A 16,069-nucleotide genomic window follows, 5' to 3' on the forward strand; every position below is an offset into this window, starting at 1 on the left:
TATGGCAACTAGAGAAGAAGACAATATTATATCTGCAAACCAGGAATTTACTGTGCCTTTTTCTGATGGCTTTACTGATGAAAACGGGCAATTTACTTTAATCTCTGATTTTGATATCGAACTGTTCAAGGCAGGTAGACACTACCACCTATACAATAAGTTGGGAAATCACAGGGTAAAACACAATGGACAGGAGGGTGTATACTTTGCAGTATGGGCTCCTAATGCCAGACTTGTGTCGGTTTTCGGAAGCTTCAATCATTGGTCTCGTGGGGACTATCAAATGACTAAGCGGGAAGACGGATCAGGTATTTGGGAGACCTTCATTCCGGGTTTATCGAAAGGCGACCTGTACAAATACTATATCGAATCTAACAATGGCTATACTGTTGAAAAGGGCGATCCCTACGCTTATTACTGGGAGACACCACCTAAAACAGCTACAGTTGTCAAGGATATTAATTTTGTATGGGACGATGACGACTGGCTTAAAAAGCGTGGTTCAGAAAATGCTTTAAGCAAACCTATCTCAGTTTATGAAGTGCATCTGGGCTCCTGGAGAAGGAATGAGAATGGCGAATTCCTAAGCTATCTGGAACTTGCTACCGAGCTTCCTAAATATTGTAAATACATGAACTTTACACATGTAGAGTTTATGCCAATAATGGAACATCCTTTCTACGGTTCCTGGGGTTACCAGATCACCGGTTACTTCGCTCCTTCCAGTCGTTTTGGAACTCCTCAGGATTTCATGTATCTCATCAACGAGCTGCATAAAGAGGGCATTGGAGTGATACTGGATTGGGTGCCTTCACATTTCCCTACGGATCAACATGGCTTGTCATATTTTGACGGAACCCATTTGTACGAATACGCAGATCCGAGAAAAGGTTTTCACCCCGACTGGCGAAGCAATATTTTTGATTTCGGCCGTAACGAGGTTAGATCATTCTTGATATCAAATGCTCTTTTCTGGCTAGATAAGTACCATATTGATGGCTTGCGGGTGGATGCAGTTGCATCTATGCTCTATCTGGACTATTCGCGAAAAGATGGAGAGTGGATTCCAAACATTTACGGAGGACGGGAAAATCTTGAGGCAATTTCATTTCTGAAAGAATTTAATGCTGCTGTACATGATCATCATCCAGAAGTATTTACTGTAGCTGAAGAATCAACTGCATGGCCAGGGGTCACACATCCCACCTCCATCGGCGGATTAGGTTTCGACATGAAATGGATGATGGGTTGGATGCATGACACCTTGCATTATTTTCAAACCGACCCCATTTATCGTTCCTATCATCAGGGAGAAATTACATTCAGTCTCGTTTATGCATTTACCGAGAAATTCACACTTCCGCTGTCGCATGATGAGGTGGTGTACGGAAAACATTCTATGATCAACAAGATGCCGGGGGATGACTGGAAGAAATTCGCCAACTTAAGACTCCTCTACAGCTACATGTACGGGCATCCAGGAGCGAAACTCCTTTTTATGGGAGGCGAATTTGCCCAAAGACATGAATGGCAGCATGATTTCAGTCTTGACTGGCACGAAAACTCCAATCCCTACCATAGAGGAATTCAGAGCGTGATTAAAGATTTGAATGAGTTGTATACTACAGAACCTGCCTTTTTCGAAAACAACTTTAGTCATGAGGGATTCGAATGGATCGATATCAATGATCATCGCAACAGTGTGATCAGTTGGGTAAGGAAGGGAAAAGATACGAATGACCATATGATCTGTGTAGCGAATTTTACTCCCGTCCCACAACATAACTATCGTATCGGATCCTTTAAGAAAGGGTATTATAGAGAGGTATTCAACTCTGATAATTTAAAATATAGTGGAAGTAACATTTTGAACAACGAGGGAGAAATAGAAACCTTCCCTATTCCGAAACATGGAAGGACTCATTCCATGAGCCTCACATTACCTCCACTGGGTTTAACAATTCTTAAATATGTAAAAGATCTGGAGTGGTAAATTATCGAACTTAAATATCAGATATATACAACCTTACGTTCCATTATTACGTAATCATGACTATAAGTTAGCTTGTTATGGAATTTGCATTAGTATTCGGATTGGGTTGTATTTTGATAGGGGGATTAATCTATATTTCATTGACCTGCGATGAAAATGGCCTATAGCTCTTAAATCTTCTGATATAACGAACATAACAATAGAAGTAACTCCGGTTGCTCTATTGTTATGTTTATTCGTATATTGACCTCTCCTTCGGCTACAAATCACTCCTTTAATTTTCTTAACCTTATAGCGACCTTACAGCGATGTTATAGCGACCTTATAGCGATATTTTTGCTACATCCTCCTTACATAACTCGTACATGGTTTGTACATTATCCACTATTGCTTCTAAGATACCTTCACTACTAACCTCTAGATAGATTACCCTACTCCCCGTGCTTGCGAACTAGTACAAAAGGAGGTCAAAACAAGTGTTGATACAAAAGCTAATACCCTAAAACAAAACACGATATTAATAATTAATGAAATAGAAATTAATTCACTAACTTTGCGCCCTAAAAAATTAATAAGATTTTATGAAATTATCGCAGTTCAAATTCAATTTACCTGATTCTTTGATTGCACATACGCCTGCTGAGCAACGCGATGAAGCTCGGTTGATGGTACTTGACCGAAACACAGGTGCTATAGAGCATAAGATATTTAAAGATGTACTAGGGTATTTTGATGATAAGGATGTGATGATTCTTAACAACACCAAAGTTTTTCCAGCCCGAATGTACGGTAATAAGGAAAAAACAGGTGCTACCATCGAAGTATTCCTCCTTCGTGAATTAAATAAAGAGCTACGCCTATGGGATGTATTAGTAGACCCTGCGCGAAAGATTAGAGTAGGAAATAAACTATACTTCGGAGACGATGATCTATTAGTTGCGGAAGTTGTAGACAATACTACCTCACGTGGACGTACTATCCGTTTTCTGTTTGACGGTACTGATGAAGAATTCCGTCGCAACATCGAAATTCTTGGAGAAACACCACTTCCAAAATATATCAAACGTAAAGCTACTGCAGAAGACAAGGAGCGTTACCAAACTATTTTCGCGAAGAAAGAGGGAGCTGTAGCAGCACCAACAGCTGGTCTGCATTTTAGTCGGGAGCTAATGAAACGCCTTGAGCTTAAAGGAGTGGAATTTGCAGAAGTAACGCTTCATGTGGGCCTTGGAACGTTCCGTCCTGTTGAAGTGGAAGACCTAACTAAACATAAAATGGATTCTGAGCAATTCATTATTGAGCAGAAGGATGCTGATATTGTAAACAGAGGTATTGAAAATAAAAATCGTATTTGTGCGGTGGGAACAACAACCATGCGTGCCATAGAATCAGCTGTTTCAGCAAACAGATCTCTTAAATCTGCAAATGACTGGACAAGTAAATTTATTTTCCCGCCTTACGATTTCAGTATTGCGAACAGCATGATTACCAATTTCCATACGCCTGAATCTACATTGCTAATGATGATTTGCGCTTTTGGAGGTTATGAGCATGTAATGAATGCTTACGAGGTAGCAGTTAAAGAGAAGTACCGTTTCTTTAGCTACGGTGATGCTATGTTAATTATTTAAAAATTATAAGCTGAGGTTTGCTTGCTTACCTCACCTTCCTTAAAGATCTGGGTTATTCTCATAATCCGGATCTTTTTATTTTAATGGAGAGGGTAAATTTAATGCATATCAATAGATGATAAATTACGCAATCATAGTGGCGGGTGGCACGGGAAGCCGGATGAAGTCTGAAATTCCTAAACAATTTCTTCCGATTAATGGACTTCCCATCCTTATGCATAGCATTACAGCATTCTACAACTCCATGAATGATGTTAAAATAATCCTTGTACTACACAGCTCGTATCATTTGTATTGGGAAAACTTGTGTAAGGAGTACAGCTTTGTTATTCCCCATTTTATCATTAGTGGAGGTAAACAGCGTTTTGATTCAGTAAAAAATGCATTGGAAAGGATAACAGAACCGGGCTTAGTAGCAATTCATGATGCAGTAAGACCCATTATAACAAAAGAACTAATTGTAAGGTGTTTTGATACCGCTAAAGAAAAGGGCTCAGCAATTCCCGTTATTAGTTCAAGGGATTCTCTTAGAGTTAAAAAAGGGAACATGACGGCAGCTATAGATCGAGACAGCATTCTAATCGTCCAAACCCCTCAGGTGTTTAGATCTGCGTTGCTTAAGGCAGCGTATGAGCAACCTTTTCATTCAGAGTTTACGGATGATGCTTCAGTTGTCGAACAACTAGGACAAGCAGTTCACTTAGTAGAGGGGGATTCTAGAAATCTGAAAATTACTTATCCTGAAGATTTGGACATAGCATCAGTATTCCTAAATAAAAGGGCATAAAAAAATCCGGCGAACCGGATCTTTTTAAATTATATCTTTCTGAGGCTAGACGGCTCCTCTTATAACTCTTAGGAGAACTGCAACAATTGCAATCACTAAAAGAATATGAATAATTCCGCCTGAAGCGTATCCTCCGAAGAAACTCACAGCCCAGATAATTACCAGGACAACTGCGATCAAATAAAGTAGATTTCCCATAGTAGTATGTTTTTCGTTTTAGATTGATTTACTTATCTGAACTAATATTTACAAATAATAAGCCAATTTCCTAAATCCCCGTAATTAGTATCAGAACGGCTCTTTTTATTATATTATGACAAAAATATGTCTTAAAAAAGCTCCACTATTAGGTACAAACGCATGGAAAAAAGGAGAATCCGCAGTCTTCGGGAAGTAATGGCAAAAAAAGAAAGGCTGAAGGGATTCACTCCTCCAGCCTTTCTTTTTTAAGCAAATATGAAATATTTAGTTGTTATCTAAGTTGGCCATATATACTTTTGCTTTCTTCATTTCCTCTTGAATGTCCTTCCTACCCGGACTAGCATCGAGGAGCTTCTGTAAATCGCTTATGCATGATTTAAATGAACTTGATGCTACACTTTTGTCATATACCTTCGGAACTTTCTGGCCTTTTAATATACCATAATCACGGTAAGCGATAGCGCGGTTCTGATAAAGTTTGATATCATCCGGAGTTAATTCTATAGCTTTTGAATAGTCACGAATGGCTGCATTTAAAAGCTTCTCGCGTTCCGCCAGGGTTAAATCGCTCGTTGCCTTAGCGGCAATAAAGTTCCTCGCCTTTGCTCTGTAATAATAAGCCGAAACCTCGCTTGGCCTTAATGAAATAACCTGACCAAAACTGCTTATTGCTTTTTCATACTCTTCAGAGTGATAATAGGAATATGCAAGCATATATAATACTTGAGGATTATTACCTTCTTCTGGCAAAGCCTTTTCCAAATGGGTTACGGCTTGTTTAAAGTTGCCATCCATCACGGCTTTCTGACCTAAATTAACGTATTTGTTATTACTTGCAGTTTTCTGCTGTCCATAGGCAACTCCGCTGAATAATAAAGCAACGGATAAAAATAAAGTACTAAATTTCATGTTAGATCGATATAATAAATCCTTCAGGATAACGGAAGAAAGGTAATATTATTTCTATTAAGTATAAGAAATATTATTTGGCTATACCGTTGAACGAAGGATGTTATAATACAAAGTAATACAAATTAATGTTTCCGGCATGACCACAGTTTTGTAAAAAACTCATAGATTGCCTGACTTTTTAACAGACAATTTTCTAATTTCATCGTTAGTAATAGCAATGTTCCTAATTGGCATAGGCCTTGCAACCTTGTCTGTTCATTAATTTTTAATCGGAAAAGACGATCAAACTGTCATCTTGACTTAAGAAAAGACTTGAATGAATATTAACGATATCGCTCACTCATTACCCATAATAAACGAAGACACCGAATTCTTTCCACTGATGTCACAGGAAGACGAAGAGGAAATGAATAATGAACAGACGCCCGAAGTATTATCAATTCTGCCTCTGCGCAATACTGTATTGTTTCCAGGTGTAGTAATACCTATTACTGTTGGTCGTGATAAATCAATTAAGCTTATCAAGGATGCTTACAAAGGTGATCGGACTATCGGTGTTGTTTCGCAAAGAGATGTTGCTATAGAAGATCCCGCTTTTGAACAGCTTAATACCGTAGGTACAGTAGCATTAATTATAAAAATGCTCCAGATGCCTGATGGAAGTACAACTGTTATTATTCAGGGAAAACAGCGTTTCAGATTGCGGGAACAGATACAATCCGAGCCTTACATAAAAGCAGGCATTGAAAAATTTGAAGAGATTCGCCCGGAAGCGGGAAAGGAATTTAAAGCTATGGTCGCCTCTATTAAAGAGATGGCCATGCAGATCATTCAATTTTCACCTAATATTCCGAGCGAAGCGGCAATTGCTATAAAGAATATAGAGAGTCCTTCGTTCCTGATCAATTTTATATCCTCCAACATGAATGCTGACGTACCGGTGAAGCAAAATATGCTGGAAGTTGCAAACCTTCACGAACGGGCAAGAATGGTTCTTGAGCATTTAACAACAGAGCTGCAGATGCTTGAGCTTAAGAACCAGATACAGTCTAAGGTTCGAACTGATCTGGATAAGCAACAACGCGAGTATTTCTTGAATCAGCAGTTAAAGACTATCCAGGAAGAGCTGGGCGGTAATTCGCCTGACCTTGAAATAGAGAGCCTCAGGACCAGAGCCTCTAAGAAAGCCTGGAGTAAGGATACTGCAACACATTTTAACAAGGAAATTGACAAACTTGCAAGAATGAATCCTGCTGCGGCAGATTATTCTGTTCAAATGAACTATCTCGAGCTACTCCTTGACCTTCCCTGGGAAGAGGTAACAAAAGATAATTTTGATCTTAAAAGAGCTCAGAAAATCCTGGACAAAGAGCACTACGGACTGGAGAAGGTCAAGAGACGTATAATAGAATACCTGGCAGTATTAAAGCTTAGGAATAATATGAAAGCTCCTATTCTTTGTCTTGCCGGCCCTCCGGGAGTTGGAAAAACTTCCCTCGGGAAATCTATTGCAAAAGCTCTTGGCAGGAAGTATGTACGAATTGCTTTAGGGGGCATTCGCGATGAAGCTGAGGTGCGGGGACATCGAAAAACCTATATAGGTGCTATGCCTGGCAGAATAATTCAGTCACTGAAAAAGGCTGGAGCTTCAAATCCGGTTTTTGTTCTTGATGAAATTGATAAAGTAGGCAATGATTTTAGAGGAGACCCTTCATCTGCCCTATTAGAAGTATTGGATCCGGAGCAGAATAATGCCTTCTATGATCACTACGTAGAGTTGGATTATGACCTGTCAAAAGTGATGTTCATTGCCACAGCAAACTCTTTGAGCACTATACAACCCGCTTTATTAGATCGTATGGAAATAATAGAAGTAAATGGGTATACTATCGAAGAGAAAATCGAGATAGCAAAACAGCATTTACTTCCTAAGCAGCTTGAACAGCATGGCTTGAAGCGCAAGGATGTTGTACTAAAAGCTCCGGTGATCGAAAAGATCATTGAAGATTATACAAGAGAATCGGGTGTGCGGGGACTCGAAAAGAAAATAGGATCGGTTGTGCGGGGAGTGGCAACAAAAGTTGCAATGGGCGATGAATTTGTCTCTACCCTTGGAAAACCGGATGTAGAATCTCTTTTGGGTGCGCCTATTTTTGATAAGGACCTGTACGAGGGCAACGAAGTTGCAGGTGTGGTTACAGGCCTGGCATGGACGCAGGTTGGTGGGGATATCTTGTTCATTGAGGCAAGTATTAGCCCTGGTAAAGGAAGACTTTCCTTAACAGGTAACCTTGGAGATGTCATGAAGGAATCAGCCACCATTGCAATGGCTTATCTTCGTGCTTATTCTGAGAAATTTAACATTGATTTTAGCCTTTTTGATAAATGGGACGTTCATGTACACGTCCCCGCAGGAGCAACCCCTAAAGATGGACCTTCGGCCGGCATCACCATGTTAACTGCTCTTACTTCTGCTTTTACCCAAAGGCGCGTGAAGAAGCACCTTGCAATGACAGGTGAAATCACCCTGAGAGGAAAGGTATTGCCAGTAGGAGGTATTAAAGAAAAGATACTTGCTGCTAAAAGAGCAAATATTAAAGAAGTGATTCTTGCGAAAGCCAATCAAAAGGACATACTGGAAATAAAAGAAGACTATATCAAAGACATGCAGTTCCATTATGTAACGGAAATGAAAGAAGTAATTGATATTGCTCTTCTAAATGAAAAAGTGAAAGATCCTATTGATCTTACTTTAAAATTGACCACACCTGATGGAGTATCAGAATAGTATTGACTTACAAAAGGGGCTCTGCCCCTTTTGTTTTTAAAGACAAGATAGCCAATCCGACTTATAACAATTTTTCAAATGCCCACCCGTTCTTGTTTCTCATTCGGATTAATTCATCTGATAATTTAATTACTGATAACCTCTTTAACTGTAGGGAAGTTGAAACGTTTACTATTTGTCTTTTTCGTTGTTGCACATTCCATAGCAAGTTTTTCGCAGGAAAAGACGTTTAATAACGAATTCGGATTTCGCTCTGACAATGATGCGTATCTGGGTATCGGTCAGGATCGCTATTACACCAACGGACTATTTATAACTTTCAAACATGCCAGCCATACGAGCAGACCAGCTATAAGGAAGAAAACATGGGAAGCTGAAGTTGGCCAATACATGTTTAACGCATATTCAGGAGACACACGAAACGTTGAGGATGTTGACAGACCATATGCGGGCTACTTATACGGCGGACTAAAATTAAACTGGTTTACAAAAGGAGAATCGGTGATGCAGGGAGCGTTACAGGTTGGAACAGTTGGCCCTAAATCTTATGCTAAGGAGGTACAGGAAACACTGCACCAAACTGTAGGATTTTATACCATTCATGGCTGGGAATATCAGATTAATAATGAAACAGGGATCAATTCTTCCTTTAGCTTTTCAAAGCTATTATTACGAAAAGGAAAGAACGACTTTACGGCCAGTACTTACCTCAATTTGGGTAACACTTTTGCGGGCCTGGGTGCGGGGGTGCTATACAGAACAGGAAGTTTAAATCCCCTTTTTAGTTCTGCAAGCTATAACAGCCGTATTACAAGAGAGAAACAAGATTCGTCGATTAAAAGAGAATCCTTTTTTTACGCCAGACCAATGCTAAACATTGTAGCCTATAATGCTACAATTCAGGGTGGTATGTTTAGCAAGAATAAGGGGCCAGCCACCTTTAACCCCAGTCCTCTTCTATTCACGCAAGAACTAGGATATATGTATTCGCAAAATCGCTGGACCTTCAATTTTGCAGTGATCTTTCAATCTAAAGAGCTAAAAAAGCAATTAGCTGCACAACAGTACGGATCCGTCAGTCTATACTACCGGTTTAATTAATATTAAAAATCAAAATTCCCTCTTCTGTTAAGCTTTTTTATTGCTTGTTTCTGTTTCTCTTGAAGCCGCCGTTCAACATCATTTTTCCTGGGTTTAGTCTTCTTTCTACTTTTTTGAATTGTAAGTCCGGTTTTTAGCAGCCCCAGGAGTTTATCAACAGCTTTTTCTTTATTAAGCAGCTGCCCCCTTTCTTCATTACTAATCACCTGTACTTTTCCTTCAGCGTTAAGCCGGTTGACAAACCGGCTCCTTAAGAGGCTCTTTTCCTCCTCACTTAGAAAAGCGGCTGATTCAAAATCAAAATTGAGCTCCACTTTAGTTGAAACCTTATTAACGTTTTGCCCTCCTTTACCTCCACTTCTGGACGTTTTGAAAACTATATACCGAAGTAAATCCTCCTTTGAAAAAGTCATATATTAAATTGCAAATTAGCCTCTCCGCTGTTTAAAATCACCGATAAACCCTACCTTTGTGTTACTATGTTAAATAATATAATAATCGCGATTGATGGGTATTCCTCATGTGGTAAAAGTACTTTAGCTAAAGCACTTGCGAAAAAACTTCATTTTATTTACATAGATACTGGTGCTATGTACCGCGCCGTTACCCTTTACTTGCAAAAGAACAAAATTGATATCACAAATGAGGAGCTGGTTGAGCATGCATTGGATGATATCCACCTAAATTTCCACTCAAGAGACTACCAAAGTCACATTACACTTAATGGAATCGAAGTTTCTGACGAAATTCGACAGATGATTGTATCTGAAAAAGTAAGTGAAGTAAGTGCAATTAAGGCAGTCAGACGCGAAATGGTTAAACAACAACAACGAATGGGTGAGTCTAAAAACGTTGTAATGGACGGGCGTGATATCGGCACTACTGTTTTTCCGGATGCTAAAGTAAAAATCTTTATGACTGCAGATCCTAAAGTCCGGGCAGAACGCAGGTTTAAGGAACTACAAGGCAAAGATGAAAAAGTAACGCTTGAGGAAGTGTTTGAAAATCTCGCCCATAGGGACTACCAGGATACAACACGCAAGGAAAGCCCCCTTATAAGGGCAACTGACGCTATAATTCTTGATAACACTAACCTTACCGAGGTACAGCAATTGGAATTTGTACTGGAAAAAGTTAAACCCTTTATGTTGGAGTATCAGTAACCCTACTGTACTCATTTCAAGACAATAACACAGGCTTTCTTTATTTTCACCTTCTGATTTTCGATCTCTTGCCTGAAATAATTATTTCAGCGGGGTACAAAAACTTTTGCACTTTCTTTGCTATTAAAGATAGAGCATAAGGGAAACTCCTTGTTTTAAAAATTGGCAGTTTTCCTTCAATGTACTTTGAAAACAAAACCAGGATGAAAATATCTATATCTACCATTGGAACACGAGGCGATGTACAACCATATGCTACTTTAGGTAAAGCGCTTGCTGCTAATGGACATGATGTAACGCTATCAACTTCAAAAAATTTCAAATCCTTGGTAGAAGGGTACGGGATAAATTTTCACCCTGTGGATGTTGATTACCAGGAAGTACTTAATTCAAATGAGGGAAGCAAAATTATGAAAGCAAATTTATTTGCTATTCAGAGAAATCTTGACAAACTTATTTATCCTCTTATCGAACAATCCCTTAATGAATGTTACCAATTAGCTCAATCGAGTGACCTTTTCATCTATAGGCCAAAAACATTATCAGACATATTTACCGGGAAACTAAAAACTAAGTGCATTAAGGCTGCTGTTGTACCTGCTACAGAAGAAACCGCTGCATTTATAAATCCAATTATTAGTGGCTTTAGAATTCCCGAGTTTTTATACAAATGGAGCTTCAAGCTCAACAACCTGAGGTACCAGTTGCTAAGTAAACCGATCAGTAACTTCTGCGAACAGAATGGCATTACAGACCACACCCCTCAGGATCCACATAAAGAATTATCCCTCTACGGTATAAGTGAGCATTTTCTGGAGCGCCCCCGTGATTGGTCTTCAGTGCATCAGTTAACAGGGTTTTGGTTCCCCGAAGCAGAGAAACAGAATCTATCCGACGATTTGACGGATTATCTGAGTAGCGGAACTCCTCCTATCCTTATTTCCTTTGGGAGTATGCAGATAAAAAAGGAAGTAGCATCAATGATCCTGCAGTCTGCTTCAGAAATCAAAGAACGGTTCCTGATCGTTGCATCATGGAGTGATTGGAAAACAGAAGAGGAAATTCCTTCAAATGTTCATATAATCAACAGTGCCCCGTTTGAAACCTTGTTTCCAAAGGTAAAAGCTGTGATGCATCACGGTGGAATAGGTACTACTGCTGAATGTTTGCGGGCGGGAAAGCCAATGTTCGTATGTCCGGTCCTATATCCGGTTGGCGATCAGTATTTTTGGGGTGATCTGGCCTATAAAAAGGGACTTGGAGTTAAACCAGTTCCTGTTAACAGTCTAACCCCCGGTCTTTTCAAAACCAGAATAGAACAACTTTTAAGCATTTCTACTGCTGAATGCAAAAAACTTGCACAGAAAATATCAGAAGAGAACGGCGTACAAAAAGCGGTTGAACTTATAGAGAAATACGTTGCGTAAGCTTCTAAAAAAAAACTTACGCAACTTTTCAATCCATACAAAACTTATTCAGAGCCTTCACTTAAATTCGTATCATCAAATTGCTGCTCATCCAATGGCTCAGACCATTCTTGTTTCTGGTATTTCTTATTAGACGTTTTAAACCCATCGTCTACAGGTTTTACTTTTGTATTTTGATCACCTTTAGCCGCCTTTACATCATCCTCCGAAGGTGATATCCTATCATTGTTACTTTTAAAATCTTCCATGTCCTTAGATGTTTCTTATACCGTTTAACAAGCTTGCACAAGGCATAGTTTTATTTATATCATATCTGCTGAAGCTGCTAACTATCAATAAAATAATGAGATAAATTTCTTTTTATAAAAATATATTTACGTAACTTTGTCGTCCCAATTGATGTTGGGAAAAAGGAGATAAAATAATTAATGGCCAAAAAACAAGAAGCAGAAAAGGAGCTACTTGCTAAATCAGCAGAACTCCAAGGCGACGACACCAAAGCGGTAACACAAAGAGAAGACATTGAGTCAGAAGCTGATTCACTGTCAATTGAAGACATTAAGTCTAAAACCCTGGTAACACCTTCAGGTGATTTTGACTGGGATGCAGACGAAAAAGGATTCGGAAACTACACTAACGAAGAGCGTGCTAAGCTTGAGCAAATGTATGCCGGAACTTTTAATCAAATCAACAAAGGTGAAATTATCACTGGTACAGTTGTTAACATTAACAACAAAGACGTGGTATTAAACATCGGATTTAAATCTGATGGTATGGTATCATTATCTGAATTCCGTGATACTCCTGATCTTAAAGTTGGTGATCAGGTTGAAGTATTTGTTGAATCTCAGGAAGATGCGAATGGTCAGTTAGTACTTTCACGTAAACGTGCAAAAACTCAAAAATCTTGGGAGCTTATTAACGAGGCTCTTGAATTAGACAAGATCATTACTGGTTTTGTTAAGAGCCGCACAAAAGGTGGTCTTATTGTTGATATCATGGGCGTTGAGGCTTTCTTGCCTGGTTCACAAATTGACATCAAGCCAATCCGTGACTACGACGTATACGTAGGAAAAACAATGGAATTCAAGGTTGTTAAAATCAATCACGAATTCAAAAATGTTGTGGTATCTCACAAAGTTCTTATCGAGGACGATCTTGAAAACCAAAAAACAGAGATCGTTGCGAAACTTGAAAAAGGTCAGGTTCTTGAAGGAACTGTTAAAAATATTACAGATTTCGGTGTATTCATCGATCTTGGTGGCGTTGACGGATTACTTCACATCACTGATATTTCATGGGGACGTATCGAGCATCCAAAAGAAGTTCTATCACTTGATCAAAAAATCAATGTGGTTGTTCTTGACTTTGATGACGAGAAAAAACGTATCGCTCTTGGTTTAAAACAACTTACTCCACATCCTTGGGAATCATTAGATACAGCTATCGAAGTTGGTTCTAAAGTGAAAGGTAAGATTGTTACAGTTGCTGATTACGGTGCTTTCCTTGAAATCACTCCAGGTGTTGAAGGCTTAATTCACGTATCAGAAATGTCATGGTCTCAGAACTTACGTAATCCTCAGGATTTCCTTAAAGTAGGTGATGAAGTTGAAGCGCAAGTTTTAACTCTTGATCGTGACGAGCGTAAAATGAGTCTTGGTATCAAACAACTTACTCCTGATCCATGGCAAGATATCGCTTCAAGATATCCTGTTGGTAGTCAGCACAAAGCAGTTGTTAAAAATATGACTAACTTCGGAGTTTTCGTTGAAATCGAAGAAGGAGTTGACGGACTAATTCACATCTCTGACCTTTCATGGTCTAAAAAGATCAACCATCCTAATGAATTCACTAAAGTTGGCGAAACTCTTGATGTAGTTGTTCTTGAACTGGATGCTGATAACCGTAAACTTAGCTTAGGTCACAAGCAGCTTGAAGAAAACCCTTGGGAAACTTTCGAAACAATCTTCACTTTGGATTCTATCCACACTGGAACTGTATTGAAAGTAACTGACAAAGGTGCTATCGTTGCCCTTCCTTATGGTGTTGAAGGATTCGCTCCAAGTAAACACACTGTTAAAGAAGACGGAAAAGCATTAAAAGCTGAAGAAACTTCTGAATTCAAGATCATTGAATTTAACAAAGAAGCTAAACGCATCGTTGTATCTCACTCTCGTATTTGGGAAGAAGCTAAAAACGAAGCTAGAAACGCTGAAGTAGCTCAAAAGAAAAACGATCAGAAAGCTACTACAAATGCAGTGAAGAAAGTTAAAGAATCAGTTGAAAAATCAACTTTAGGTGATCTAGGCGTTCTTGCTCAATTAAAAGAGCAAATGGAAGGTGCTGAAAAAAACCAAAAAGGATAATTCTAAACTGAATCGTTAAGAATAATCAAACCCCGCTCATTGAGCGGGGTTTTTTATTTTCCAAACCTTTATTTTTGTCGTCGAAAACGTTTTTTTTATACCTTTGCCCAAATCAACACTGATGCAAAACTTAATCCTCTTAGACGGTCAAAAGTTCCATATTACTATCAAACGGCTTTGCCATCAGCTTATAGAGAATCATAACGATTTTTCGAACTCTGTAATACTTGGAATTCAACCAAGAGGAGTTTTTCTTGCTGATCGTATCGCATCAGAACTTCAATCCATATTACCTCAGGCCAAAATTAATAACGGAAATCTTGATATTACTTTTTTCAGAGATGACTTCAGAAGACGTGAGGTATTAGTGCCAAACCGTACTAAGATTGATTTCATCATTGAAGGAAAAAAAGTTATTCTCGTAGATGATGTGCTATGGACCGGTAGAACAATTCGCTCAGCAATGGATGCAATGCTGGCATTTGGCAGACCTGAAAAAGTGGAACTTCTTGTCTTGGTAGACAGAAGGTTTTCCCGGCATCTTCCAATAGAACCTGATTATATCGGGATACAAGTGGATACTATAAATTCCCAAAAGGTTATTGTAAGCTGGAAAGAGGCTGAAAAGGAAGATAAAGTAGAATTAGTATCAGAAAATAATAGTTAACAAAACAAGCGGCAAGCGATTTACATATAGCAATGGCAGATAATCAGACTCTTAGTACACGTCATCTTTTAGGAATAAAGGATTTAACTGAAAAAGATATTCAACTGATTTTTGAAACTGCCGACACGTTTAAAGATGTATTGAACCGGCCAATAAAAAAAGTACCTTCTCTTAGAGATGTTACAATAGCAAATGTCTTCTTCGAAAACTCAACAAGAACAAGATTATCATTTGAATTAGCTCAAAAAAGGCTTTCTGCTGATACCATTAACTTCGCAGCGTCATCATCTTCTGTTAGTAAGGGAGAGACACTAATTGATACTGTTAACAATATCCTTGCGATGAAAGTGGATATGATAGTTATGCGCCATCCATACCCTGGAGCAGGAATATTCTTAAGCAAAAAAGTAAACGCACATATTGTTAACGCAGGTGACGGAGCTCACGAACATCCCACCCAAGCGCTACTTGACGCCTTCTCCATCCGTGAAAAATACGGTGATGTAGCAGGAAAGAAAGTTGCAATAATTGGAGATATTCTCCATTCAAGGGTTGCCTTATCCAACATCCTTTGCCTGCAAAAACTTGGAGCTGAGGTGATGGTCTGCGGACCAACTACTTTAATCCCTAAATACATTGAATCCCTGAATGTAAAGGTAGAATACAACTTAATGAATGCCTTGAACTGGTGTGATGTTGCTAACATGCTTCGGATCCAGCTTGAGCGACAAGACATTAAATACTTCCCATCCCTCAGGGAGTACTCTATGTTATACGGACTTAATAAAGAAATTCTAAACTCTCTGGACAAGGAGATTACGATTATGCATCCTGGCCCCATTAACAGAGGAGTAGAAATAACAAGTGATGTAGCTGACAGTAAGCAATCTATCATTCTCGAACAGGTTGAAAATGGAGTTGCTATCAGGATGGCGGTATTATATCTCCTTGCTGGCCAGCGTTAAACACTTTCAGCGCCCTTTTCTTTCGAAAGGTTTATACCGTTTTTGCAGTTTTAAACGTTATTTTTGAC

Annotated in this window: 14 protein-coding genes; 10 read left to right on the plus strand and 4 right to left on the minus strand. The window is 39.0% G+C overall.

The window, feature by feature from the left end; all coding sequences use genetic code 11:
* Position 1: 1 nt before the first annotated feature.
* From glgB to J4N24_RS03180, 3 genes are all read left to right on the plus strand, one after another.
* A complete protein-coding gene (glgB, locus tag J4N24_RS03170; protein ID WP_207532177.1) occupies positions 2–1,993 on the plus strand; it encodes a 1,4-alpha-glucan branching protein GlgB in 1,992 nt (663 codons plus the stop codon).
* Positions 1,994–2,574: 581 nt separating this feature from the next.
* Positions 2,575–3,624, plus strand: coding sequence for a tRNA preQ1(34) S-adenosylmethionine ribosyltransferase-isomerase QueA (gene queA / locus J4N24_RS03175; RefSeq protein WP_207532178.1), 1,050 nt, complete (start codon positions 2,575–2,577; stop codon positions 3,622–3,624).
* 115 nt (positions 3,625–3,739) lie between these two features.
* On the plus strand, positions 3,740–4,411 hold the full coding sequence (locus tag J4N24_RS03180) for a 2-C-methyl-D-erythritol 4-phosphate cytidylyltransferase (protein WP_207532179.1): 672 nt from the start codon (positions 3,740–3,742) through the stop codon (positions 4,409–4,411).
* A gap of 45 nt (positions 4,412–4,456) precedes the next feature.
* Here the strand turns inward: J4N24_RS03180 and J4N24_RS03185 are convergent, their stop codons facing one another.
* Both J4N24_RS03185 and J4N24_RS03190 read right to left on the minus strand, forming a co-directional pair.
* On the minus strand, positions 4,457–4,609 hold the full coding sequence (locus J4N24_RS03185; RefSeq protein WP_207423692.1) for a lmo0937 family membrane protein: 153 nt from the start codon (positions 4,607–4,609) through the stop codon (positions 4,457–4,459).
* Between the two features lie 267 nt (positions 4,610–4,876).
* On the minus strand, positions 4,877–5,521 hold the full coding sequence (locus J4N24_RS03190) for a tetratricopeptide repeat protein (RefSeq protein WP_207532180.1): 645 nt from the start codon (positions 5,519–5,521) through the stop codon (positions 4,877–4,879).
* 319 nt (positions 5,522–5,840) lie between these two features.
* Here J4N24_RS03190 and lon point away from each other — a divergent pair, with 319 nt between their 5' ends.
* Both lon and J4N24_RS03200 read left to right on the plus strand, forming a co-directional pair.
* Positions 5,841–8,312 carry an endopeptidase La gene (lon, locus tag J4N24_RS03195; RefSeq protein ID WP_242691480.1) on the plus strand — a complete coding sequence of 824 codons (2,472 nt, stop codon included), beginning with the start codon at positions 5,841–5,843 and terminating at the stop codon, positions 8,310–8,312.
* A gap of 159 nt (positions 8,313–8,471) precedes the next feature.
* Positions 8,472–9,413, plus strand: a complete 942-nt coding sequence (locus J4N24_RS03200; RefSeq protein ID WP_242691481.1) for a lipid A deacylase LpxR family protein — start codon at positions 8,472–8,474, stop codon at positions 9,411–9,413.
* 2 nt (positions 9,414–9,415) lie between these two features.
* On the opposite strand, the gene arfB is transcribed toward J4N24_RS03200, so the two are convergent.
* A complete protein-coding gene (gene arfB / locus J4N24_RS03205) occupies positions 9,416–9,826 on the minus strand; it encodes an alternative ribosome rescue aminoacyl-tRNA hydrolase ArfB (protein ID WP_207532181.1) in 411 nt (136 codons plus the stop codon).
* A 66-nt stretch (positions 9,827–9,892) separates the two neighbouring features.
* Here arfB and cmk point away from each other — a divergent pair, with 66 nt between their 5' ends.
* Positions 9,893–10,576, plus strand: a complete 684-nt coding sequence (gene cmk, locus J4N24_RS03210; protein WP_207532182.1) for a (d)CMP kinase — start codon at positions 9,893–9,895, stop codon at positions 10,574–10,576.
* 203 nt (positions 10,577–10,779) lie between these two features.
* A complete protein-coding gene (locus J4N24_RS03215) occupies positions 10,780–12,003 on the plus strand; it encodes a glycosyltransferase (protein WP_207532183.1) in 1,224 nt (407 codons plus the stop codon).
* 44 nt (positions 12,004–12,047) lie between these two features.
* Here J4N24_RS03215 and J4N24_RS03220 read toward each other — a convergent pair whose 3' ends face one another.
* Complete coding sequence (locus J4N24_RS03220; protein ID WP_207532184.1) at positions 12,048–12,251, minus strand: hypothetical protein; 204 nt, start codon at positions 12,249–12,251, stop codon at positions 12,048–12,050.
* A 180-nt stretch (positions 12,252–12,431) separates the two neighbouring features.
* Here J4N24_RS03220 and rpsA point away from each other — a divergent pair, with 180 nt between their 5' ends.
* The 3 genes from rpsA (at position 12,432) to J4N24_RS03235 (ending at position 16,001) form a co-directional block, all read left to right on the plus strand.
* Positions 12,432–14,369 (plus strand): 30S ribosomal protein S1, encoded by a 1,938-nt coding sequence (gene rpsA / locus J4N24_RS03225; RefSeq protein ID WP_207532185.1) that lies wholly within the window; start codon positions 12,432–12,434, stop codon positions 14,367–14,369.
* A gap of 121 nt (positions 14,370–14,490) precedes the next feature.
* Positions 14,491–15,036: a bifunctional pyr operon transcriptional regulator/uracil phosphoribosyltransferase PyrR gene (gene pyrR / locus J4N24_RS03230; RefSeq protein WP_207532186.1), complete on the plus strand. Its 546-nt coding sequence runs from the start codon at positions 14,491–14,493 to the stop codon at positions 15,034–15,036.
* A 32-nt stretch (positions 15,037–15,068) separates the two neighbouring features.
* The gene (locus tag J4N24_RS03235; RefSeq protein ID WP_207532187.1) at positions 15,069–16,001 is read left to right on the plus strand and encodes an aspartate carbamoyltransferase catalytic subunit; all 933 of its coding nucleotides are present in this window, start codon (positions 15,069–15,071) and stop codon (positions 15,999–16,001) included.
* The last annotated feature ends 68 nt before the right edge of the window (positions 16,002–16,069 follow it).

The sequence above is a fragment of the Desertivirga arenae genome, assembly GCF_017355785.1.
GTDB lineage: Bacteria > Bacteroidota > Bacteroidia > Sphingobacteriales > Sphingobacteriaceae > Desertivirga > Desertivirga arenae.

Coding starts and splice junctions, on each gene's coding strand:
- rpsA (WP_207532185.1), top strand. CDS start 12,432: ATGGCCAAAAAACAAGAAGCAGAAAAGGAGCTACTTGCTAAATCAGCA.
- J4N24_RS03215 (WP_207532183.1), top strand. CDS start 10,780: ATGAAAATATCTATATCTACCATTGGAACACGAGGCGATGTACAACCA.
- pyrR (WP_207532186.1), top strand. CDS start 14,491: ATGCAAAACTTAATCCTCTTAGACGGTCAAAAGTTCCATATTACTATC.
- J4N24_RS03220 (WP_207532184.1), bottom strand. CDS start 12,251: ATGGAAGATTTTAAAAGTAACAATGATAGGATATCACCTTCGGAGGAT.
- J4N24_RS03190 (WP_207532180.1), bottom strand. CDS start 5,521: ATGAAATTTAGTACTTTATTTTTATCCGTTGCTTTATTATTCAGCGGA.
- J4N24_RS03185 (WP_207423692.1), bottom strand. CDS start 4,609: ATGGGAAATCTACTTTATTTGATCGCAGTTGTCCTGGTAATTATCTGG.
- arfB (WP_207532181.1), bottom strand. CDS start 9,826: ATGACTTTTTCAAAGGAGGATTTACTTCGGTATATAGTTTTCAAAACG.
- glgB (WP_207532177.1), top strand. CDS start 2: ATGGCAACTAGAGAAGAAGACAATATTATATCTGCAAACCAGGAATTT.
- lon (WP_242691480.1), top strand. CDS start 5,841: ATGAATATTAACGATATCGCTCACTCATTACCCATAATAAACGAAGAC.
- J4N24_RS03235 (WP_207532187.1), top strand. CDS start 15,069: ATGGCAGATAATCAGACTCTTAGTACACGTCATCTTTTAGGAATAAAG.
- J4N24_RS03180 (WP_207532179.1), top strand. CDS start 3,740: ATGATAAATTACGCAATCATAGTGGCGGGTGGCACGGGAAGCCGGATG.
- cmk (WP_207532182.1), top strand. CDS start 9,893: ATGTTAAATAATATAATAATCGCGATTGATGGGTATTCCTCATGTGGT.
- queA (WP_207532178.1), top strand. CDS start 2,575: ATGAAATTATCGCAGTTCAAATTCAATTTACCTGATTCTTTGATTGCA.